This window comes from Pelagibius sp. (assembly GCF_028289705.1).
Lineage (GTDB): Bacteria > Pseudomonadota > Alphaproteobacteria > Kiloniellales > Kiloniellaceae > Pelagibius.
In genome coordinates this window covers 1-22,159 of sequence record NZ_JANQOI010000026.1, presented here as the reverse complement: position 1 = coordinate 22,159, position 22,159 = coordinate 1, and the positions used below count along the sequence as shown (strand labels likewise).

Sequence of the window (22,159 nt, the reverse complement as noted above, 5' to 3'; positions counted from 1 at the left end):
CCCTCCCCCATCGAAGGGGGAGGGGGAAGTTATTGAAGCGGCTTAGAAAATCTCCTCCCCCTTGACGGGGGGAGGTTGGGGAGGGGGGTGGCTTACACACGCGATGGCAGCCTGTTTGCCTGGCTGGTACGCGAAACCGGATTGCCGTGGGCTGGGCGTGAGGGCGGGCCTTTCAACGTGCCGCCGCCGCGGATATAAGCAGCAGCCATGACCATGGGAGCGCAAGACAAGCTGACCCTACGCCCGCTCGGGCTCTGGGACCCGGCCGAAGGCGAGGCCGCGGAGGGGCCGCGCCGCCTGCTGGCCGGCGGCCCGCTGTCCTTCGGCCACTGCGAGGCCGTCTTGCGGTCGGACCAAGGGCTGCGGCGCGCGGCACTTTCACTGCCGGCCATCGAAGCCTGGGCCGAGGAGCAGACCCCCGGTCTGGGGGCCGAGGCGGCGGCCATTCTCCAGCGCCTCTCCAGCCCACGCGGATCGCTGGGCGGCCTGACCCTCGAGCGCCCGCGCATCATGGGCATCCTCAACATCACGCCGGACTCCTTCTCCGACGGCGGCGACCGCTTCGACCCGGAGGTCGCCGTGCGCGATGGTCTGGCCATGTTGGAGGAGGGCGCCGACATCCTCGACGTCGGCGGCGAGTCGACCCGGCCGGGGGCCGCGGCGATCAGCCTGGAGGAAGAGCGGGCGCGGGTGCTGCCGGTGGTCAAAGGGCTGGTGCAGGCCGGGGCCTGCGTTTCCATCGACACCCGCCATGCCGCCATCATGCAGGACGCGGTGGCGGCCGGTGCCGCCATGATCAACGACGTGACGGCGCTCGCCGGCGATCCGGACAGCCTGGCGGTGGCCGCCGCGGCTGAGGTGCCGGTGATCCTGATGCACATGCAGGGCGAGCCCCGGACCATGCAGCAGGACCCGCGCTACCGCCATGTCGCCCTCGATATCTACGACTATCTCGCCGAACGGCTGGAGGCCTGCGCCGCGGCGGGGATCGCGCTGGAGCGGCTGGTGGTCGACCCCGGCATCGGCTTCGGCAAGACGGTGGCCCACAACCTGCAGCTTCTCGAGCAGATCGCGGTATTTCACGGCCTCGGCTGTCCTGTGCTGCTGGGGGCCAGCCGCAAGAGCTTCATCGCCAGGCTTTCCCACGGCGAAGCGCCAAAGGACCGGCTGCCGGGCTCTTTGGCCGCCGTGCTCTTTGCCTTGCAACGCGGGGTTCAGATCCTGCGGGTCCACGACGTGGCGGAGACCGCACAGGCGGTCGCGGTCTGGCAGGCCATGATGCAGGCGCCCAGCGGCTTTGGCGCAACGGACAAGGGCCACCGGGCTCTGGTATAACTCTCATCGAAAGGGGCCCTGCGCCCGGCGCGGTTTGCCCCAGCAAGAGGACCAGTGATGTCACGAAAGCTTTTTGGAACCGACGGCATTCGCGGCACGGCCAACATCGAGCCGGTCACCGCCGAGACCGCCCTGGCGGTGGCCAAGGCGGCGGGGCGGGAGTTTGTCCGCGGCGACCACCGCCACACCGTGGTGATCGGCAAGGACACGCGCCTGTCGGGCTATCTGCTGGAGCCGGCGCTGACCGCGGGCTTCATCGCCGTGGGCATGGACGTGGTGCTGCTCGGGCCGATGCCGACGCCGGCGGTGGGCATGCTGACCCGCTCGCTGCGCGCCGATCTGGGGGTGATGATCTCGGCCTCCCACAACCCCTATCAGGACAACGGCATCAAGATCTTCGGGCCGGACGGCTTCAAGCTCTCCGACGAGGTGGAGAAGACAATCGAGAGCCGCATCGGCAACGGTGGGGCGGAACTCGCGCCCTCCCACCAGCTCGGCAAGACCCTGCGCCTGGACGATGCGCTCGGCCGCTACATCGAGTTCGTGAAGAGCAGCTTCCCGCGCGGCCTGCGCCTCGACGGCATGAAGGTGGTGGTCGACTGCGCCAACGGCGCCGCCTACCGCGTCGCCCCCAAGGTGCTTTACGAACTGGGCGCCGAGGTGGTGCCCATCGGCGTCTATCCCGATGGCTTCAACATCAACCAGCGCTGCGGCGCCACCGAGCCAGCGCGCATGCAGGAGGCGGTGGTGACGCAGGGCGCCGACTTCGGCATTGCGCTGGACGGCGATGCCGACCGCGCCATCATGGCCGACGAGAAGGGCAACGTGATCGACGGCGACCAGGTGATGGCGCTGGTCGCGCGCTCCTGGCAGCAGACCGGAAAGCTCGCCGGCGGGGCGGTGGTCGCCACCGTCATGTCCAACCTGGGGCTCGAACGCTACCTCGGGTCCCTGGACCTCGATCTGATCCGCACGCCGGTGGGCGACCGCTACGTGGTCGAGCGCATGCGCGCCGACGGCTACAACGTGGGCGGCGAGCAGTCCGGTCACATCGTGCTCACCGACTTCGCCACCACCGGCGACGGGCTGATCTCGGCGCTGCAGATTCTGGCGGTGGTCGTCCAGTCCGACCGGCCCGCCTCCGAGGTCACCAACCTCTTCCAGCCCTATCCGCAGTTGCTGCGCAACGTACGCTTCAACGGCGGTGCCCCCCTGGAGGACGGGGAGGTCAAGGCGGCGATCCGCGCCGGCGAGGACCGCCTCGGCAGCGGCGGCCGCCTGGTGATCCGCAAGTCCGGCACCGAACCCCTGATCCGGGTGATGGCCGAGGGCGAGGACGAGGACCTGGTCAGCCAGGTGGTCGGCGAGATCTGCCAGACCATCGAGGCGCGCGCGGGATAGGGTGTATTAAAGGGTGTCAAAACGCCTCCGGACTGTGCCAAGAGACGCAGGATCGCAAAGGCAGGCCGCTGAGAGCGCGCCTTACTGCCATGCCCCGCCCTTCGAGACGAACCTTCGGTTCTCCTCAGGGTGAGGCATAACCGAGAAACGAAGACCTCATGCTGAGGAGGCGCAAGGCGCCGTCTCGAAGCACGAGGTCGATTCCAAGGCCGGCTTCTTCAGCAGGCGCTTTGGTTCCATGCCGGGGCGTCAAACCATATTGGTGAAGGCATAGGAGGGGCCCTCCTCCAACTGTGCGGCGAGGCTCTTCACGCCGCGCCGCAGCTCTGCCTCGTCGCGCGGCGGGCCGAAGCAGACGCGCACGGCGTGGATGCTCTCCCGCCGCCCCACCATGAAGGGATCGCTGGGTGTTACCAGCGTGCCGCGGCGCTCCGCCTCGGCGACGAACTCGCTGGAGCGCCAGGGGTCGGGCAGGTGCAGCCAGAGGAAGTTGGCGCCGGGCTCGCAGTCGGTTTCCCAGCGGTCCAGCACCTCCAGGGCGATCTGACGGCGCTTTGCGGCGACGCGGCGGCGGCCCGCGCTGACCTGCTCGGCGATGCCGCTGCGGATCAGCTCCGATGAAATCTCGGCTGCCAGCGGACAGGCCATCCAGCAGGTGCTGCTGATGGCATGGTTCAAGCGGTCCTGGGCCTCGGCCGGCGCGACGACGTAGCCGATGCGCAGGCCCGGCGCCACGGTCTTCGCCATGCCGCAGATATAGTAGCCCTGCTCCGGGGCGTGGGCGGAGACCGGCACGACCGGCTGGTCGGCGAGGAACCCGAAGACATCGTCCTCGACAATGGCCACTCCGTGGCGCCTGGCGACCTCGGCGAGGGCGCGGCGGCGCTCCTCCGGCATGGTGATGCTGGTGGGGTTGTGCAGCGTCGGGCAGAGGTAGAGAGCCTTCACCTGATGGGTGCGGCAAGCATCCTCGAAGGCTTCCGGCAGCGGGCCGTGGCGGTCGCGCGCCAGGCCGTCGAGACGCAGGCCCAGAATGCGCGTCAGGCTGCGCAGGCCGGGATAGGTGAGGGAGTCGGCGACAATGTGATCGCCGGGCCGCGTCACCGCCGCCAGCACCACCATCATGCCGTGGTGGGCGCCGGCGGTGATGGTGATCTGATCGGCGTCCACGGGAAAGCCGTTCTCGGTGATCCACTGGGCGCCGGCCTCGCGATGCTCCGGACGGCCGCGATGGGGCTGATAGGCCAGCAACTCCATAGCCCGCGGGCTGGCGGCGCAGCGGGCCATCACCTCCGCGATGGCGCTCTCCTCCTCGCAGGGAATGGGATGGGCGGAGCGCAGGGGAATGGCCCCCGGCGGCGCGTCGTGCCAGCGGCTGAGATGCTCCGGGCCCGTGGGGCCGGCGACGAAGGTGCCGCGCCCCACCTCTCCCGCCGTCAGGCCGCGGCGCTCAGCCTCCGCATAGGCGCGGCTGACGGTACCCACCGTCACGCCGAGCTGCCAGGCCAGCTCGCGGTGGGTCGGCAGGCGGTCGCCCGGCTTCAGACGCCCCCCGGCGATGTCGCCGGCCAGGGCCTCGGCGATGGCGAGGTAGCGGGGACCGCTGGCGTCGGCGATCTGGGGCATCCAATTTGTCATGGTGACAAAAATACAATTGACGCTGTAGGTATGCAACAATTATCACAATATTCCGAACATTGATCAAGACAATTTTTCGAAAGAGGAGGATTGAATGCATACAATATCAAGACCTCCGGTGTCCCTGGAGAGCTCTTCCCGGCTCACCCGGATTCCCCGCCGCCGCTACGGCACCGTCGTCGGTGACTGGATCTTGCGCGCCCTCGACCGACTGATGCTCTGGCAGGAGCGTGCGGCCGGACGCCATCAACTGGCGCAGATGAGCGACCGTGATCTGAAGGACATGGGGATCAGCCGCGCCGAAGCGAACTGGGAAGCGCGCAAGCCCTTCTGGCGGATCTGAGGCCGCCGCGCCCGGCGACGCCCCGCCTTCAAGCAGGATTTCGAACGCGGGAAACCGAACCCAGGGAATCGAACCATGACCGAACTCACCCTCTACCAGGTCGACGCCTTCACCGATGCCGTCTTCGCCGGCAATCCGGCGGCGGTCTGTCCGCTGGACGACTGGCTGCCGGATGAAATGCTCCAGGCCATCGCGGCGGAGAACAACCTGTCGGAGACGGCCTTCTTCGTGCCCAACGGCACCGGCTATCACCTGCGCTGGTTCACGCCGGCCCTGGAGGTAGACCTCTGCGGCCATGCCACCCTCGCCAGTGCCTACGTCATCGCCCTGCACATCAATCCGGGCATGGAGAAGGTGCTGTTCGAGTCCGCCAGCGGTCCCCTGGTCGTGACCCGCCGCGGCGACCTGTTCACTCTGGACTTTCCGGCCCGGGCGCCGGAGCCCTTCGACGACCGCGGCGCGGCGGCGGAGGCTCTGGGCATGGCGCCGCAGGAGGTGCGCAAGAACGTCAAGCTGATGGTGGTGCTGGCCAGTGAGGCGGAGGTGCGCGCGGCCGAACCGAACCTGGAGCGGGTCAGGCACCTGCCGGCAGACGGGATGATCATCACCGCCCCGGGGGAGGACTGTGACTTCGTGTCGCGCTACTTCGCGCCCCATGCCGGCATTCCCGAGGACCCGGTGACCGGCTCGGCCCACTGCGTGTTGACGCCCTATTGGGCGGAGCGTCTGGGCAAGACGGTCATGGAGGCGCGGCAGATCTCCGCGCGCGGCGGGAGCCTGACCGTCGAACACCGGGGCGAGCGCGTGCTGCTCACCGGCAAGGGCGCCCTCTATCTCGAAGGGCGCATTCGCGTGTAGACTGCTCTGCCGCAATCAGACTTCAGGTGAGATCAGCGGCATGAGCAAAGACACAACCGCGCCGGCCGCCCCGGCGCTCGATCCCTCCAGCCTGGAGCCGCGCCTCGGCTCCTCCTATCCCGCGCCCTTCCGGGAGTCCTGCGGCGCGCGGGAGAAGCGGGCGCTGGGCGATCCTCTGGGGCTCACCCAGTACGGCGTCAACCTGGTGCGCCTGCCGCCCGGCGCGCTCTCTTCCCAGCGCCACTGGCACAGCCATGAGGACGAGTTCGCCTATGTCCTGGAGGGCGAACTGGTTCTGGTCACCGATGCCGGCGAACAGGTGTTGCGCGCCGGCATGGCCGCCGGATTTCCTGCCGGCAAGGCCGACGGCCACCACCTGGTGAACCGCAGCGCGGACTGGGCCGTCTATCTGGAGGTCGGCAGCCGCTCCGACGCGGACGAGGTGCACTACCCGGACATCGACCTCTTCCTGGCGAACCGCGGGGGCGAATGGGTCTTCACCCACAAGAACGGGGAGCCCTGGGAATGACCGCGGCCGAGATCACAGCGGCGGCCGGCGACGGCGACCTGGACGCGGTGCGGGTGCTGTTCCGTGAATATGCCGACTGGCTGCAGGTGGACTACTGCCTGAAGGATCTGGAGGCGGAACTGGCCGGCTTGCCGGGCGACTACGCGCCGCCCGGCGGCGGACTCTGGCTGGCTCGGGCCGACGGCGCGCTGGCCGGCTGCGTCGGCCTGCGGCCCCTCCAAGAGGGCGTCTGCGAGATGCGGCGCCTCTGGGTGCGGGAACCTTGTCGCGGCCTGAAGCTTGGCCGCGGTCTCGCCGAGGCCGCCCTGGCCGGCGCGCGCGCTGCCGGCCATGCCCGCCTCTCTCTTGAAACGCTCGGCTCTATGGCGGCGGCCCGCAGTCTCTACGCCAGCCTCGGCTTCCACCCCGAGGCCCGCGCCTATGACGGTCTGGACGACGACCTGCGCTACATGGTCTGCGACCTGACCCGCCCCGCCGCCGCCTGATCCCATCCCGCCGTTTCCCATTTGAGAGGTGCACCGCGGTGCAAGCGCTTTACTTCGACGACTTCGAGCCCGGCCAGCAGTTCCACAGCAAAGGCGTCACGATCACCGAGTCCCAGATCCTCGACTTCGCCCTGCTCTACGACCCGCAGCCCTTCCACCTCGACAAGCGGGCGGCGGAGGAGGGGCCCTTCAACGGCCTCATCGCCTCCGGCTTTCAGACCCTGGCCCTGGCGTTTCGCATCTTCTATCAGGCGAACGTCATCAACGCCTGTTCCATGGGCTCGCCCGGCTTCGACGAACTGCGCTGGGTGCGCCCGGTGCGCCCCGGCGATACGCTCAAGGTGACAGCAACCGTGAGGGAGATGCGCCCCTCCAAGTCCAAGCCCGACCGCGGCACCCTGCTGATGGACTACGAAGTGATGAACCAACTCGACGAGGTGGTCATGACTTTCACCGCCATCCACATCCTGGCCCGGAAGGCGGCGTAGGGTAGGAAGGGTTTCGATCAGTCGAATTGGCCTTGCGGTCTTGAGGGCCTGACTCGGCCCGAAAAGCCTGACTCGAAAGGAGTGTTTTCATTTCAATGGCTTGCCCACGTCACCCCAAAACCACATCGTCACCCTCGGGCTTGTCCCGAGGGTCCATGGAAAGTTCGAGACCCGGACCGCGATGGATTGCCGGAACAAGCCCGGCAATGACGATTGGAGAGGGCGGAGCAGGGTAACTCTTTGACCGACAAGCGTTCATCTCGCGCCGAATTCTGATCCCGGAGTTGACGAAGACCGTCGCCCCCTACTGCCGGCGGGCACAGGGTGCATGTGGATATGGGCGGCCGAATCTGACCCTTCAGATCAACTTTGCCGCCTGCGACCGTTTCGCGCCCGAAAGCGGCGGATGGGCAATTGACGCAGTGCAACATGGTGCTAGTATCGCGCCGCCATGCGTCCCGGGAATCCGGGCGCCTTTCTCTCCAAGCGGGGCCGAGACAGACTTCCCCCTTTAGACACCAAGGAGCAGACCCATGACAGCCGCCCGCCCGGCCAAGAGGCCGGGGAACCCTTGCTTTTCCTCAGGACCCTGCGCCAAGCGGCCGGGTTGGTCCCTGAACGGTTTGAGCGAGGCGGCACTGGGTCGATCTCACCGCGCCAAGGCGGGCAAGGCGAAGCTGGCCGCGGTGATCGAGCGCTCCAAGGCGCTGCTTGGCCTGCCGGCGGACTACCGCCTGGGCATCGTCCCAGCCTCCGACACCGGCGCGGTTGAGATGGCCCTATGGTCGCTGCTGGGCCCGCGCGGCGTCGACGTCCTGGCCTGGGAGAGCTTCGGCAAGGGCTGGGCGACGGACGCCGCCAAGCAGTTGAAGCTGGCCGACCTGCGGGTGATGGAGGCGGACTACGGCGAACTGCCGGACCTCGCGCAGGTCGACAGCGACCGCGACGTCGTCTTCACCTGGAACGGCACCACGTCGGGCGTCAAGGTGCCCGACGGTACCTGGATTGCCGACGACCGCCGGTGCCTCACCATCTGCGATGCCACCTCGGCGGCCTTCGCCATGGACCTGCCGGTGGCGAAGCTCGACGTCATCACCTGGTCCTGGCAGAAAGTGCTGGGCGGGGAGGCGGCCCACGGCATGCTGGCCCTGAGCCCGCGCGCCGTCGAACGCCTGGAAAGCCACACGCCGACTTGGCCGCTGCCCAAGATCTTCCGTCTCACCAAGGGCGGCAAGCTGATCGAGGGCATCTTCAGCGGCGCCACCATCAACACCCCCTCCATGCTGGCCGTCGAGGACGCTCTGGACGGGCTCACCTGGGCCGAGAGCATCGGCGGCCTGCCGGCGCTCATCGCCCGTTCGCAAGCAAACCTGAAAGTGGTCGAAGACTGGGTGGCGCAATCCTCCTGGGCCGACTTCCTGGCGGCGCGGCCGGAGATCCGCTCCTCCACCTCCATCTGCCTCAAGATCGTCGACCCCTGGTTCCTGGCGCTGGACGGCGCGGGCCAGTCCGCCGCGGCCAAGCGCATCGCCGCGCTGCTGGAGGAGGAGGGTATCGCCTTCGACATCGGCGGCTACCGCGACGCGCCGGTGGGCCTGCGCCTCTGGGGCGGCTCCACCGTGGAGTCCGCCGACATGGCGGCGCTGCTGCCCTGGCTCGACTGGGCCTACGGCCTGGTGAAAGCGGAAAAAGCGGCGGCCTGAGCGGCACCCCAGAGGATTACCAAGAGATCATCCGGTCCCTCCTTTGAGGGGCCGAGGAAAAGGGACATCGTCATGCCCAAAGTTCTGATATCGGACAAGTTGAGCCCCCGCGCGGCGGAGATTTTCCGCGAGCGCGGCGTGGAGGTGGATGTGGAAACCGGCCTTTCGCCGGAGGACCTGAAGGCCAGGATCGGCGCCTACGACGGCCTTGCCATCCGCTCCGCCACCAAGGTCACCGAGGAGATCATCGCTGCCGCCGACAACCTGAAGGTCGTCGGCCGTGCCGGCATCGGCGTCGACAATGTCGACATTCCCGCCGCGACGGGGCGCGGCATCGTGGTGATGAACACGCCCCACGGCAATTCCATCACCACCGCCGAACACACCATCGCCATGATTTTCGCCCTGGCCCGCCAGATCCCCGCCGCCGACCGCTCAACCCAGGCCGGCAAGTGGGAGAAGTCGCGCTTCATGGGCACCGAGCTCACCGGCAAGGTGCTGGGGGTGATCGGCTGCGGCAACATCGGCTCCATCGTGGTCGAACGGGCCCAGGGCCTGCGCATGCGGGTCATCGCTTACGACCCCTTCCTCTCGCCGGACCGCGCCGAAGACCTGGACATCGAAAAGGTCGAACTGGACGAGCTGCTGGCCCGCGCCGACGTCATCACCCTGCATGTGCCGATGACCGAGCAGACCCGCGGCATCCTCGACGCCGCGGCCCTGGCCAAGACCAAGCCCGGCGTGCGCATCGTCAACTGCGCGCGCGGCGGCCTGGTGGTGGAAGACGACTTGAAGGCGGCTATCGAGTCCGGCCATGTGGCCGGCGCCGCGCTGGACGTCTTCACCGAGGAGCCGGCCAAGGCGAATCCGCTCTTCGGCATGGACCAGGTGGTGGCGACCCCGCACCTCGGCGCCTCGACGGCGGAGGCGCAGGAGAAGGTGGCCCTGCAGGTCGCCGAGCAGATGGCCGACTACCTGCTGACCGGGGCCATCACCAACGCGCTCAACATGCCCTCCCTGACCGCGGAGGAGGCCAAGCGCCTGGGCCCCTACATGCAGCTCGCCGAACAGCTCGGCAGTTTCGCCGGCCAACTCACCCGCAGCGGCCTCAAAGACGCGCGCATCGAATACGAAGGCCATGTGGCGCATCTCAATACCCGGCCGCTGACCCAGATAGCGCTCTGCGGCCTGCTGCGCCCCATTCTGGATACGGTGAATATGGTCAACGCCCCGATCATCGCGCGGGAGCGGGACATCGATGTCGCCGAGGTGAAGCACGAGCGCGACTGCGACTATCAGACCCTGATCCGCCTCACTGTCACCACGGAACGGGGGCCGCGCTGTGTTGCCGGCACCCTCTTCGGCCACGACAAGCCGCGGCTGGTGGAGGTGAAGGGCATCTCCGTCGAGGCGACCCTGACGCCGCACATGCTCTACATCACCAACGAGGACAAGCCGGGCTTCATCGGCGCCCTGGGCACCACCCTCGGCGATGCCGGTGTCAACATCGCCACCTTCCATCTCGGGCGCGCGGCCCAGGGGGAGGACGCCATCGCGCTGCTGGAATTGGATGCGGAGATCCCTCCGGCGGTGCTGGAAAAAGTCCGCAGCCTGCCCCATACGAAGCAGGCCGAAGCCCTAAGGTTCTAGGGGCACAGCGTGCGCGCCTTTGCCTTGGGGCTCGCCCTTGGCGTCGCGGTGGCCGGACCGGCGAGTGCCGATGACTTGGAGGCCCTTGGCTTCCGTCCGCTGGTCGCGGAAGCCCAGCGCGAGATCGAGATCGACCTGCGCGCGGTGTCGCGGCCCGGGAATGCCCTGCCGGACGGCCAGCCGGCGCTGGGTCGAGGCGCCATCGCCGAGGTCTGGCTGACCGAGCCGACGGAGCGCTACGGCCATGCGGTGCTCGGCGACGGGATCGAGGCGGGAGGCCTGCTGGTCCGCCGCGCCGATGGGGACAGCCTCACGCTTTCCCTGCCGGAGGCGCAGGTCTTCGAGGACCTGACGCCGCGCCTCGTGGACCTTGACGGTGACGGGCGGGACGAGATCCTGGTGGTGCGCTCCTCGCAGAGCAGCGGTGCCATGCTGGTCGCCTACGGCGTGGTCGAGGGCGCCTTGCGGGCGGTCGCCAAGGGGCCGGAGCGCCTGACTGCCCATCGCTGGCTGAACCCGGTCGGCGCGGCGGACTTCGATGGCGACGGCGTGTTGGAGGTTGCCTATGTGGAGACGCCGCACATCGGCGGCGTGCTGCGCATCTTCTCCCGCCAAGGGGATCGGCTGGTGCAGGAAGCCGAGGCCTACGGTTTCTCCAACCATGCCATCGGCTCCCGCGCCCTCGTGCTCTCCGCGATCCTCGACGCCGACGGGGACGGACTGCCGGAGATCCTGCTGCCCGATGCCCGTCGCCGCGCGCTACGGGTCGTGGGCTTCGTCGACGGCGCGCTGCGCGAGCGCGCGGTCCTGGCGCTGGACGCGCAGATCGTCGGCGACTTCCGTCTGGCGGATCTGGACGGTAACGGCCTGGAGGGCGTCGTCATTCCCCTGAGCGGCGACCGCGAATTGCGGCTCTATCGGTAGACCTTCTTCAGGTCGCACCGCTTTTGCGGTTCCTCTTCGTCGTCACCCCGGACCTGATCCGGGGTCCATCGATCCGCTCGCATGGTCTCCGCGGTTAGGGCTGCGTTCGATACGACCATGGACCCCGGATCAGGTCCGGGGTGACGAGACGAGTGTTGCGGTGGTGCCGGAGCGCTATTGGCCAACTCAGTCAGCTGGGGCTGTGCTGCGGCCGTCGTCCGTCAGGCGCTGGTGGGCCAGTTTGGCAATGCGGCGCACGGCGATCATGGAGAGGATCACCGCCAGGACGAAGACGTAGAGGCCGGCGTGGATTTCCACATCGGAGACCAGCGACAGCTTGATGACCACCACCAGGATCGCGAGGACGAAGACGTCGAGCATGGACCAGCGGCCGAGGGTTTCGATCCAGCCGAGGGTGCGTTGCACCCGCGGGTCCGCGACGTCGAGGCGGCTCCAGGCGAGATAGGCCAGCACCAGCTTGCCCACCGGCAGCACCACGGTGAACAGCACGATGACCAGGAACAGCAGGTAGTCGCCGCTCTGCAGCAGGCGAAAGGCACCGGTGAGAATGGACACCTCGTCATAGAACACCAGCAGCGTGCGCACCGTCATCACCGGCAAGAGCCAGCCGGCCAGCAGTGCCAGGGCGGCGGCGGCGATGAAGAGGCCGAGGAATCGGTCGAGGCCCCGGCTTGCGGCGGCGAGGCTGTTGGGCGTGGAAAGGCGGGGAAGCAAGGGTGTCTGCCGACCCTCTGGTGATGACGCGGTGCGGCCCAGTCTATCCGGGACGGCCGGACACAGCCAGCCCCCTAAGCTTCGGAAATCTGGGCGTTTTTGCGGCCGTACCAGGGCGCGGAGGCGGCCCTGCCGGCGGATTTCCATTTGCCGCGCGTGACGCGGACTGCTACCAGAGAGCGGAAGCGGGGCCGCCCGATGGCCCGACCCAGGGGCGCGTCCGCTTCCGGACAGTTACGACACTCAATCCGGACCGCCTCTCCTCCGAAGACCTGCTGAGATGACAAAGACCGCCGACATGGGCCTTCTTCCGGCTGGCCTGCAGGACGTCTTGGCGCCGTTGGCCGCCCATGAGGCCGCGGTGGTGGAACGGCTCATCGCCGCCTTTCAGGCCCAGGGCTACGACCGGGTGAAGCCGCCGCTGCTGGAGTTCGAGGAAGCGCTTCTGACCGGCGCCGGGGCGGCCCTGGCCGGCCAGACCTTCCGCCTGATGGACCCGGTCAGCCAGCGCATGATGGGCCTGCGCGCCGACATGACGCCCCAGGTGGCGCGGATCGCCACCTCCCGCCTCAAGAACGCGCCGCGGCCGTTGCGGCTCTGCTACGGCGGCCAGGTCCTGCAGGTGCGCGGCAGCCAGCTCCGTCCCGAGCGCCAGTTCGCCCAGGCCGGCGTCGAGCTGATCGGCGCGTCGGAGACGGCGAGCGATGCCGAAGTTATTCTGCTGGCCATCGACGCCCTCGGCGCCCTCGGTGTCGCGGAGCTCTCCGTCGATCTCAACTTGCCGCCGCTGGTCGGCGCCCTGGCGGCGGACCTGGGGCTGGACAGCGGCCAGGTGCAGGCCCTGCGCCAGGCCCTGGACCGCAAGGACGCGGCCGCGGTGGCGGCCTTGGCGGGGGAGCAGGCGGACCTCTTTCAGGCCCTGCTGCAATCGGCGGGACCGGCCGATGCCGCGCTGGCGGCCTTGCAGGCGCTCGGCCTGGCGCCAGGCGCGGCCCGGGAGGTCGAGCGCCTCTCGGCGGTGATCGAGTTGATCCGGACCGCCGCACCGAACGCCCGCCTGACCGTCGATCCGGTGGAACACCGCGGCTTCGAATACCAGACCGGAATCAGCTTCATCCTCTTTGCCAAGGGCGTGCGCGGCGAGCTCGGCCGCGGTGGGCGCTATCAGGCGAGCGGTGCCGGTGGCGCGCAGGAGTCGTCCACCGGCTTCACGCTGTTCATGGACACCGTGCTGCGGGCCATCCCGGCGCCGGAGGTGCCGCGGCGCCTCTTTCTGCCCCATGGCACTGCGGCTGCGGAGGCGCGGCGTCTGCGCGCGGAGGGCTGGGTCACCCTGGCGGGGCTCAGCGCGGAGGAGGACGCCGAAGCGGAAGCCCGGCGCCTCGGCTGCAGCCATCTGCTGCGCGGCACGGCAATTGTCGAACTGGCGGACCAGACCTAAGGCTTCGAACGGGGGAGCGGGACAAGAATGGCAAACGTGGCGGTCGTCGGCTCCCAGTGGGGGGACGAGGGGAAAGGCAAGATCGTCGATTGGCTGTCGGAGCGCGCCGATGTGGTTGTGCGCTTCCAGGGCGGCCACAACGCCGGCCACACCCTGGTGGTCGGCAACGCGGTCTACAAGCTCTCATTGCTGCCGTCGGGCGTGGTGCGCCCGAACAAGCTGTCGATCATCGGCAACGGCGTGGTGGTCGACCCCTGGGCCCTGGTCGAGGAGATCGACCGCCTGCGCGCCCAGGGGGTCGAGGTCACGCCCGACCGCCTGAAGATCGCCGAGGGCGCGGCGCTGATCCTGCCGATGCACGGTGCGGTCGACCGCGCCCGCGAGGCGCATCGCGGCGAGGACAAGCTGGGAACCACCGGCCGCGGAATCGGGCCCGCCTATGAAGACAAGGCCGGCCGCCGGGCGGTGCGCTTCTGCGATCTCGGCGATCCCGATCTGCTGCGCCAGCGGGTCGACGGCCTGCTGCTGCACAACAACGCCCTGCTGCGCGGCCTCGGACAGCCGGAGTTCAAGGCCGACGAGGTGGTCGAGAGCCTGCTGGCCCTGGCGCCGCGGGTGCTGCCCTTTGCCGACCGCGTGTGGCAGCGCCTCGACGCGGCGAAACGCTCCGGCAGGCGCATCCTCTTCGAGGGCGCCCAGGGGGCGATGCTGGATGTCGATCACGGGACCTATCCCTTCGTGACCTCCTCCAACACCGTGGCCGGCAATGCCGCCGCCGGTTCCGGCACCGGGCCCGACACGGTCGATTTCGTCCTCGGCATCACCAAGGCCTACACCACCCGCGTCGGCTCCGGCCCCTTTCCCACCGAGTTGCATGACGAGATCGGGGACCTTCTGGGCGAGCGTGGCCGTGAATTCGGCGTGGTCACCGGGCGCAAGCGGCGCTGCGGCTGGTTCGATGCCGTCATGGTGCGCCAGGCGGCCAAGGTCGGCGGGATCACCGGCATCGCCCTGACCAAGCTGGATGTCCTGGACGGCATGGAGGAGTTGAAAGTCTGTGTCGGCTATGAAATCGACGGCGAGAAGCGGGACTATCTGCCGGCGGCGCAGTCGCGCCAGGCCCGGGTCACTCCGGTCTACGAGACCATGCCCGGCTGGTCCGAGAGCACCCGCGGCGCCCGCTCCTGGGCCGATCTGCCGGCCCAGGCGGTCAAGTACATCCGCCGGCTGGAGGAACTGATCGAGGTGCCGGTGGCGCTTCTGTCCACCTCCCCGGAGCGCGAGGACACGATTCTGGTCCGCGATCCCTTCGCCGATTGATCGCGGCAAGGCCGAAATCGCGCCTTTGCGTGGCGGAGTTCTGCGGTTTCTTGCGCAGGCCTTAACGATCTCTTTGCCTTATGCCGCTTAGCTTTCGGGTTGCCTAGAGCGTTTCGACTTACGTCGAATCGGTTCCGGCCCACACCCCCTCCCGGCCACCCACCAGGATAATCGAATTGGGTGGCCGGGAGGGGGGGCGGGCCGGCGCCGTCAACAGGCCCTACGCAGCGTCCCGAACAGAAGGCAAGTCGTCCTGTTTCGCCCATGAGCGGTCAAAGCGAAAACCCGAAGAAAGGCAGGCCCGACGACGGAAGGTCGGTCATGCTGGCCGACCGCTACCGCCTGCATCCCAGCGAACCCTTGCCGGACTTCGGCTCGCCGGGGGTGCAGGCCTTTGCGGTTTCCGACGAACGGGGCACATCCAAGTCGCTCTTCGCCCTGGTTTGCCGCCAGGATATCGCGCCCAGGACCGATGTCCTGGCGCAGTTCTCGCGATTCCACCGCCTGCCGATGCTGATCCCTCTGCGCCACGGGGTGGTCCACTGGCCGCCGGCGCGGGCCCGGCGCTTTGTCATTCTGATGCGCCAGCCGGGCGGGGAGCGGGTTCTGGCCGGCCCGGACGCGAAGATCGAACCCTGGCGGGAAGATCGGGTGACCCGCTCGGTGATGCGCCCGTTGGTGCAGATATTGAAGGAACTGGCGGATCGGGTGGTCACCCACCGGGCGATCCGCGCCGAGAATCTCTTCTATTCCGACCCCAGCAACGAGTCGGTGGTTCTGGGGGAGTGCTTTTCCGGCCCGCCGGCCATGGCGCAACCCTACTACTACGAACCGATCGACGGCTCCATGGCGTTGCCGGAGGGCCGCGGCCCGGGCTCGCCGGCCGACGACATGTACGCGCTGGGCGTGACGGTTCTGGTTCTGCTTTGCGGCGGCAATCCGGTCGCCGACCTGGACCAGGACGAGGTGATCGAGGAGAAGATCTCCAGGGGATCCTATGCCGCCCTGGTCCGGGACACGCGGCTCTCGCTGCCGATGGTGGAGGCGTTGCGCGGGATGCTGTGCGACGACCCGGGACAGCGCTGGCGCTTTCAGGACCTGCAGATGTGGCTCAATGGACGCCACCTCAGCCCCAAGCAGGCTTTGCTGCCGCCAAAGGCGGCGCGCGCCTTCGTCTTCGACGGGGCGGAGTACCTCAACGCCCCGGCGCTGTCTCACGCCCTTGGCCGGAAGTGGGACCAGGGCCTGTCGGTTCCCCGGGAACCGGACATGGAGAGATGGGTCCGCCGCTCGCTGGGCGACGAGCAGCGTGCCGCCGCGATCCGGCAGGCAACGCAGTCGGCGGCCGGTGCCGGCGGTGAGCGCAATTCCGCCGACGACCGGCTGCTGGCGCGGGTCCTGATGTCCCTGGATGAGAACGCGCCCATCCGCTACAAGTCCGTCTGCGTGCGCCTCGAGGGGCTCGCCCAGGCCCTGGCGGTCAACTTCCACGACGAAGAGAAACGCCAGACCTTCATCGAGATCTTCGATCATCGCCTGCCCCAGCTCTGGGTCGAGCACCAGCCGGTGCTGAGCCCGGACCTCGCGATCCTGCGACGCATCTGCGACACCGCGGCGATCAATATCTCCAAGCAGCGGATGGGCTACTCCCAAGAACGCGCGCTCTATGCGGCCAACCCGAGCTGGCCCTGCCAGAGCCCGCTGCTGAAGAGCGACTATGTCGCGGAGTTGGAAGACCTCCTGCTGGCCCTGGAGCGGCTGGCCGCGCAGGGCAAGACCGAACGCAGCCCGGTCGATAGGCATATCGCGGGTTTCGTCGGCGCCAAGATGAAGGCGTCCATCGAAAGATCCTTGAGCGAACTGGACAACAAGGACGACCCGATGGTCTTCAACCTCGGGGTCCTGCGTCTCCTGGCCGCTGTCCAGCGGTCCGTCGGGCCGCCGCAAACGCCCTATCTGGCCGCCTGGTGCGCGGCCCTGCTGAAGCCCCTCGTGGAGGGCTTTCACAACCGCACCCGCTGCGAACAGATGGCGGATATGGCCGAGCAACTGGCGGCCAAGGGTAACCTCACCTCGCTGCTCGCCCTGATCGACGATGGCGACCGCAAGGCTGCGGACGACCAGGGATTTGAGCAGGCCAAGGCCGATTTCGCCGCCCTGGTCGAGCAGGCCAACTGGTTGCGGGACGGGGGCATGACCTCGCCGGCCATCGTGCGCCGCCATGCGCGCGAGGCTTCGAGCATTATCTCTTCGGTGATCGCCGGCGTGGCGGTACTCGGTATCACCCTGGCTTCGGTTCTCTAGGAGCGGGGAGATGGCGACGGCGGCGAAGGGCCAGAAACCAAAACAGACGCGAAGGGTCGGCCTGAAACCCTGGGCGAAGGTGATGGTCTGCATCCTGCTGTTCCCCTTCGCCGCGGTGCTGCTGCCGACGACCCTCGTTTTCGTGGCGCTGATGGCACCCACCTGGGTTGCCTACGTGACGGACCGCTCCCCGGAAAAGCACCTGGCGGTGACGGTGGGGCTCATGAATTTCAGCGGCACGCTTCCGGCCATCATCGATCTCTGGTCGCGCGGCCAAAGCCATGATGCGGCGATGATCATGCTTGCCGACGTCTTTATCTGGGGGGTCGCCTATGGGGCCGCCATGGGGGGCTGGGTGCTCTTCGCCATCATGCCGTCGATTGTCGGCAGCTACTTCAAGATGAGCACCGAAAGCCGGATCAAGAGCCTTGCCGAACAGCAGAAGGCACTGATCGTCGAATGGGGACATGCCGTTGCTTCGGGCAAGGAGATGATCTCGGTCGACGGCGAGGTGATGGAGCCGGCCGGCGACGGTGAGGAGGGGCCGGTCGAGGTCGCCGAGGCGGAAATCGTCAGCAGGGAGGCCGGGTAAAGCCCGGCCGCCTAAGCCGAACCAGTCCTAATTAACCGCCAGCCGTTCCTCGATGGCGGCGTTGCGGATGGCGCGCTGCAGCTTCTCGAAGGCCCGCACCTCGATCTGGCGCACCCGCTCGCGGCTGATGCCGTACTCCTGGGAGAGATCCTCCAGGGTGGTCGGATTGTCCTTCAGGCGCCGCTCTTCCAGGATCCGCCGCTCGCGGTCGTTGAGATTGGCCATGGCGGCCTTGAGCAGGGCGCGGCGCTTGCCCAGTTCCTCCGACTCCGCGAGCTGGCTTTCCTGGTCTTCCGTCTCGTCCACCAGCCAGTCCTGCCATTCCCCGTCGCCATCGATGCGCAGCGGCGCGTTCAGCGAGTGGTCGGGGGCCGACAGGCGGCGGTTCATGGAGACCACGTCCTGTTCCGGCACGCCCAGGGTCTCGGCGATCTTGGAGACGTTCTCCGGGTGCAGGTCGCCTTCCTCCATGGCCTTCAACTGGCCCTTGAGCTTGCGCAGGTTGAAGAACAGCTTCTTCTGCGAGGCGGTGGTGCCCATCTTCACCAGCGACCAGGAGTGCAGGATGTACTCCTGGATCGCCGCGCGGATCCACCACATGGCGTAGGTCGCCAGGCGGAAGCCGCGGTCCGGGTCGAAGCGCTTCACCGCCTGCATCATGCCGACGTTGCCTTCGGAGATCAGCTCGGACAGCGGCAGCCCATAGCCGCGGTAGCCCATGGCGATCTTGGCGACCAGGCGCAGGTGGGAGGTGACCAGTTGGTGCGCCGATTGGGTGTCGCCGCGTTCACGCCAGGCCTTCGCCAGCATGTATTCCTCGTCCTGCTCCAGCATCGGAAACTTGCGGATTTCCTGCAGGTAGCCGGAGAGGTTTCCTTCGGGGACGAGAACCGGAACTTTCGCAGTCGACATGGCGTACTCCAAGCTTCGCCAAAAGCGCGATCAATTAATCAAGATTGCAACTGAGATTCGCATTTCGGGCGGCGGATCACCAGTGGTTTTCACTGGTCCCGAACGCGATTTGGCTGATCATAGCATGAATCCCCCGCTGGCGTGCAATATATGACCACTGTGGTCATATATATATGGAATCATTCCAGAGAATCAATCAACGTACACATATCAAGTGGTAAATTGCTGTCGAATTGCAAGACACGACCGGTCACGGGGTGGTGAAACCCCAGGGACTTGGCGTGCAGGGCCTGGCGGCCCAGGGCGGTGAGCGCGGCTTCCGCCGGGGCGGGCAGGGCCCGGGCCCGCCGGGGGCCGCCGCGGCCGTAAAGCGGATCGCCCAGCAGGCTATGGCCCGCCTCGGCCATATGCACCCGGATCTGGTGGGTGCGGCCGGTCCGCAGGCGGCAGAGAACCTCGCTGACGCTGCCCTCCCGGAACGAGCGCAGTACCCGGTAGCCGGTCTCCGCCGGCCGCCCGCCACGCTTCAGCACCGCCATTTTCTTGCGGTTGCGCGGGCTGCGGCCGATGTTTCCGGTGAGGCTGCCGCGGGCCGGCGAGGGCCGGCCCCAGACCAGGCCGCGGTAGCTCCGTTCGATGCTGCGGGCGGCGAACTGTTCCACCAGACCGCGGTGGGCCGCCGCCGTCTTGGCCGCCACCATCAGCCCGGAGGTGTCCTTGTCCAGGCGGTGGACGATGCCGGGGCGCCGCTCGCCGCCGATCCCGGTCAGGCTTTCGCCGCAGTGGGCGATGAGCGCGTTCACCAGGGTCCGGTCCGGGTTGCCGGGGGCGGGATGGACCACCAGCCCGGCGGGTTTGTTCAGCACGATCAGATCCCCGTCCTCGAAGAGGATGTCCAGCGGGATGGCCTGGGCCTCCAGCGCCGTCTCCACAGTCTCCGGGACAATGATGGCGAAACTTTGGCCGGCGCGGACCTTGGCGGCGGCGCTGGTGACCGGCGCGCCGTCGCGGCTGACCAGGCCGGCCTCGATCAGGGCCTTCAGGCGGCTGCGCGACAGCGCCGGCAGGGCGTCGGCCAGCAGCCGGTCGAGACGCCGGCCCGCCTGCGCCTCCGCGGCGGTGACCACATGTCGCTCTTGACCCGTCTCTTCGGCCATGCTTCCTCGCACCCTGTCAGCCCAATAAGCGTGAGGGTCGCGCCGATGCAAGCCCTGAAGTTCCTCGTCATCGTCATGGCCATCCTGATTCTGGGCGGCATGGGGCTGCTGGCCTATGGCCTGGCAACCCGCCTGGACAGCGGCGGCGCGGTCTTCGAAGCGATCGAACTGCCGCTGCCGCCTGGCTGCACCATCGCCGGGACCGAGGTCTCGGAGAACCGCCTGGTGCTGCGCTTCGACGGCCTGGCCGAACGCGGCTGCCAGCAGGTGGTGGTGGTGGACATGACCACAGGCAGGATCCTGGGCCAGGTGCGCGGCGTGCCGCCCAGCGAATAGGCCGCAGGCAGGCAGGACTTCGGGATAGGGCATGAGCAGTTTCGCATCCGACAACGTGACCGGCATCGCGCCGGCGATCCTGGCGGCCCTGCAGGCGGCCAACGCGGGGAGCGCGCCGGCCTACGGCGAGGATGCCGTCACCGCGCGGCTGAGCGAACGGGTCTCGCATCTCTTCGAGCGCGACTGCGCGGTCTTTCCGGTGGCCACCGGCAGCGCCGCCAATTCGCTGGCCATGGCCGCGCTGGTGCCGCGCTACGGCGCGGTCTACTGCCACCGCGAGGCGCATCTGAACGTTGACGAATGCGGCGGGCCGGAGTTCTACACCGGCGGCGCCAAGCTGGTGGCCCTCGACGGCGCCCACGCCAAGATCGACGCCGCCGCGCTGGAGGCGGCCATCGACGGGGCCGGCGACGTCCACCGGGTGCAGCCCGCCGCCCTCTCCATCACCCAGGCCAGCGAGAAGGGCACGGTCTATACGGCGGCGGAGGTGGCGGCCCTGGCCGCCGTCGCCCGGCGCCACAACCTCGCCTTCCACATGGACGGCGCGCGCTTCGCCAATGCCGTGGCGCGGCTGGGCTGCAGCCCGGCGGCGATCACCTGGCAGGCCGGCGTCGACGTGCTGAGCCTGGGGGCCACCAAGAACGGCGCCCTGGCCGCCGAGGCGGTGGTGTTCTTCGATCCGCCGCGGGCCGGCGACTTCGCCTACCTGCGCAAGCGCGGCGGGCACCTGCTCTCCAAGATGCGGTTTCTCTCGGTGCAGTTGGAGGCCTACTTGAGCGACGGTCTCTGGCTCGCCAACGCCCGCCACGCCAACGCCCAGGCGGCGCGCCTCGCCGAGGGGCTGGAACGGCTGCCCGGCGCGCGGCTGCTCTCGACCGTCGAGGCCAACGAGATCTTCGTGGCCCTGCCCGAGGCGGTGATTGTCGGGCTGGAGGCCCGGGGCTTCGGCTTCTTCCGCTGGGGCCGGCCGGAGGAAGGCCAGATCCGCCTGGTCACCGCCTTCGACACGGCGCCGGAGGCCGTCGACGCCTTCCTCGCCGCCGCGGCGGACCTTTGCGGTGGTGGCGACACGCGGGCGCGCGCCTGACCATGCCGGAGGATCGGGGAGCGAACGCGCCGGCGGAGGGTCCTGCCTCGGACGCGGCGGAGCCGCCCTGGCTCGCCTGGGCGTGGCGCCTGCAGGCCATCGCCCAGAGCGGCCTGCACTACAGCGAGGACCCCTTCGACGACGAGCGCTATCAGGAGGTGGCGCGCATCGCCGCCGAGATCATGGCCGGCCACAGCGGCACCAGCGCTGAGCAGGTGACGCGCTTCTTCAGCACAGAGGTGGGCTACGCCACCCCCAAGACCGACCTGCGCGCCGTCGCCTTCCGTGGCGAGGCGGTGCTGCTGGTGCGCGAGCGCAGCGACGGGCGCTGGGCATTGCCGGGCGGCTGGGCCGATGTCGGCGAGAGCCCGGCGGCCTGCGTGGAAAAGGAGGTCTGGGAGGAAGCGGGCTTCCGCGCCCGCGCCGTCAAGCTGCTGGCGCTCTACGACCAGCGCAAGCGCGGCGCCAAGCCCAACCCCTTCCACACCTTCAAGGCTTTCTTCCTCTGCGAGATCCTGGACGGCGCGCCAAGGCCCAGCATTGAAACCTCCGAGGTGGACTTCTTCGCCGAGACCGCGCTGCCCGAACTCTCCAGCGGCCGGGTCAGCGCCGAACAGCTCGCCCGCATGTTCGCCCATCGCCGCAACCCCCACTGGCCGACGGATTTCGATTAGGGGAAGGGTTCCCGGTACCAGCCCGCTCCCTCGCCCGACCACCCACAAGGATAATCGCATTGGGTGGCCGGGGGGGGGAGCGGGCCGGCGCCGGAGGGCCCAACGGGCCCAGCACACCCCAACGACAGGGCTTGCCTTGGCCCGGCCTTTGGGCTACACCAGCGCCCTTCCGGCCATTGGTCCCCTTCGTCTAGTGGCCTAGGACGCCGCCCTCTCACGGCGGAAACAGGGGTTCGACTCCCCTAGG

Annotated in this window: 21 protein-coding genes; 17 read left to right on the top strand and 4 right to left on the bottom strand. The window is 68.5% G+C overall.

Features of this window, described 5'->3' with window-relative positions; genetic code table 11:
• Nucleotides 1-213 precede the first annotated feature (213 nt).
• Nucleotides 214-1,335, top strand: a complete 1,122-nt coding sequence (gene folP / locus Q0996_RS03275) for a dihydropteroate synthase (protein WP_299615953.1) — start codon at nt 214-216, stop codon at nt 1,333-1,335.
• 54 nt (nt 1,336-1,389) lie between these two features.
• Complete coding sequence (gene glmM / locus Q0996_RS03270) at nt 1,390-2,736, top strand: phosphoglucosamine mutase (protein WP_322096631.1); 1,347 nt, start codon at nt 1,390-1,392, stop codon at nt 2,734-2,736.
• A gap of 249 nt (nt 2,737-2,985) precedes the next feature.
• On the opposite strand, the gene Q0996_RS03265 is transcribed toward glmM, so the two are convergent.
• A complete protein-coding gene (locus Q0996_RS03265; protein WP_299615949.1) occupies nt 2,986-4,362 on the bottom strand; it encodes a PLP-dependent aminotransferase family protein in 1,377 nt (458 codons plus the stop codon).
• A gap of 106 nt (nt 4,363-4,468) precedes the next feature.
• On the opposite strand from Q0996_RS03265, the gene Q0996_RS03260 reads away from it, so the two are divergent.
• The 8 genes from Q0996_RS03260 (at nt 4,469) to Q0996_RS03225 (ending at nt 11,354) form a co-directional block, all read left to right on the top strand.
• The gene (locus Q0996_RS03260) at nt 4,469-4,717 is read left to right on the top strand and encodes a DUF1127 domain-containing protein (protein ID WP_299615947.1); all 249 of its coding nucleotides are present in this window, start codon (nt 4,469-4,471) and stop codon (nt 4,715-4,717) included.
• Between the two features lie 75 nt (nt 4,718-4,792).
• On the top strand, nt 4,793-5,575 hold the full coding sequence (locus Q0996_RS03255; RefSeq protein WP_299615945.1) for a PhzF family phenazine biosynthesis protein: 783 nt from the start codon (nt 4,793-4,795) through the stop codon (nt 5,573-5,575).
• 40 nt (nt 5,576-5,615) lie between these two features.
• Nucleotides 5,616-6,104 carry a cupin domain-containing protein gene (locus Q0996_RS03250; RefSeq protein WP_299615943.1) on the top strand — a complete coding sequence of 163 codons (489 nt, stop codon included), beginning with the start codon at nt 5,616-5,618 and terminating at the stop codon, nt 6,102-6,104.
• On the top strand, nt 6,101-6,589 hold the full coding sequence (locus tag Q0996_RS03245; protein ID WP_299615941.1) for a GNAT family N-acetyltransferase: 489 nt from the start codon (nt 6,101-6,103) through the stop codon (nt 6,587-6,589). Before Q0996_RS03250 ends, Q0996_RS03245 begins: the two co-directional genes overlap by 4 nt.
• Before the next feature lie 38 nt (nt 6,590-6,627).
• On the top strand, nt 6,628-7,077 hold the full coding sequence (locus tag Q0996_RS03240) for a MaoC family dehydratase (RefSeq protein WP_299615939.1): 450 nt from the start codon (nt 6,628-6,630) through the stop codon (nt 7,075-7,077).
• Nucleotides 7,078-7,610: 533 nt separating this feature from the next.
• The gene (locus Q0996_RS03235) at nt 7,611-8,780 is read left to right on the top strand and encodes a phosphoserine transaminase (protein ID WP_299615937.1); all 1,170 of its coding nucleotides are present in this window, start codon (nt 7,611-7,613) and stop codon (nt 8,778-8,780) included.
• A 72-nt stretch (nt 8,781-8,852) separates the two neighbouring features.
• A complete protein-coding gene (serA, locus tag Q0996_RS03230; RefSeq protein ID WP_299615935.1) occupies nt 8,853-10,430 on the top strand; it encodes a phosphoglycerate dehydrogenase in 1,578 nt (525 codons plus the stop codon).
• A 9-nt stretch (nt 10,431-10,439) separates the two neighbouring features.
• Nucleotides 10,440-11,354, top strand: coding sequence for a VCBS repeat-containing protein (locus Q0996_RS03225; RefSeq protein WP_299615933.1), 915 nt, complete (start codon nt 10,440-10,442; stop codon nt 11,352-11,354).
• A 186-nt stretch (nt 11,355-11,540) separates the two neighbouring features.
• Here Q0996_RS03225 and Q0996_RS03220 read toward each other — a convergent pair whose 3' ends face one another.
• Nucleotides 11,541-12,089 carry a paraquat-inducible protein A gene (locus Q0996_RS03220; RefSeq protein WP_299615931.1) on the bottom strand — a complete coding sequence of 183 codons (549 nt, stop codon included), beginning with the start codon at nt 12,087-12,089 and terminating at the stop codon, nt 11,541-11,543.
• Between the two features lie 280 nt (nt 12,090-12,369).
• On the opposite strand from Q0996_RS03220, the gene Q0996_RS03215 reads away from it, so the two are divergent.
• From Q0996_RS03215 to Q0996_RS03200, 4 genes are all read left to right on the top strand, one after another.
• Nucleotides 12,370-13,530, top strand: coding sequence for an ATP phosphoribosyltransferase regulatory subunit (locus tag Q0996_RS03215; RefSeq protein WP_299615929.1), 1,161 nt, complete (start codon nt 12,370-12,372; stop codon nt 13,528-13,530).
• A gap of 27 nt (nt 13,531-13,557) precedes the next feature.
• Nucleotides 13,558-14,850 carry an adenylosuccinate synthase gene (locus Q0996_RS03210; RefSeq protein ID WP_299615926.1) on the top strand — a complete coding sequence of 431 codons (1,293 nt, stop codon included), beginning with the start codon at nt 13,558-13,560 and terminating at the stop codon, nt 14,848-14,850.
• 321 nt (nt 14,851-15,171) lie between these two features.
• A complete protein-coding gene (locus tag Q0996_RS03205; protein ID WP_299615924.1) occupies nt 15,172-17,154 on the top strand; it encodes a hypothetical protein in 1,983 nt (660 codons plus the stop codon).
• Nucleotides 17,155-17,164: 10 nt separating this feature from the next.
• A complete protein-coding gene (locus tag Q0996_RS03200) occupies nt 17,165-17,746 on the top strand; it encodes a hypothetical protein (protein WP_299615922.1) in 582 nt (193 codons plus the stop codon).
• A 27-nt stretch (nt 17,747-17,773) separates the two neighbouring features.
• Here Q0996_RS03200 and rpoH read toward each other — a convergent pair whose 3' ends face one another.
• Complete coding sequence (gene rpoH / locus Q0996_RS03195; RefSeq protein WP_299615920.1) at nt 17,774-18,658, bottom strand: RNA polymerase sigma factor RpoH; 885 nt, start codon at nt 18,656-18,658, stop codon at nt 17,774-17,776.
• A 179-nt stretch (nt 18,659-18,837) separates the two neighbouring features.
• Nucleotides 18,838-19,815, bottom strand: coding sequence for an RluA family pseudouridine synthase (locus tag Q0996_RS03190; protein WP_299615918.1), 978 nt, complete (start codon nt 19,813-19,815; stop codon nt 18,838-18,840).
• Between the two features lie 45 nt (nt 19,816-19,860).
• Between Q0996_RS03190 and Q0996_RS03185 the strand changes: the two genes are divergently transcribed.
• From Q0996_RS03185 to Q0996_RS03175, 3 genes are read left to right on the top strand one after another with little or no spacing between them, the layout of a single operon-like run.
• Nucleotides 19,861-20,151, top strand: coding sequence for a hypothetical protein (locus Q0996_RS03185; protein ID WP_299615916.1), 291 nt, complete (start codon nt 19,861-19,863; stop codon nt 20,149-20,151).
• Nucleotides 20,152-20,182: 31 nt separating this feature from the next.
• Nucleotides 20,183-21,238, top strand: coding sequence for a low specificity L-threonine aldolase (locus Q0996_RS03180; RefSeq protein WP_299615914.1), 1,056 nt, complete (start codon nt 20,183-20,185; stop codon nt 21,236-21,238).
• Between the two features lie 2 nt (nt 21,239-21,240).
• A complete protein-coding gene (locus tag Q0996_RS03175) occupies nt 21,241-21,912 on the top strand; it encodes an NUDIX hydrolase (RefSeq protein WP_299615912.1) in 672 nt (223 codons plus the stop codon).
• Nucleotides 21,913-22,159 lie beyond the last annotated feature (247 nt).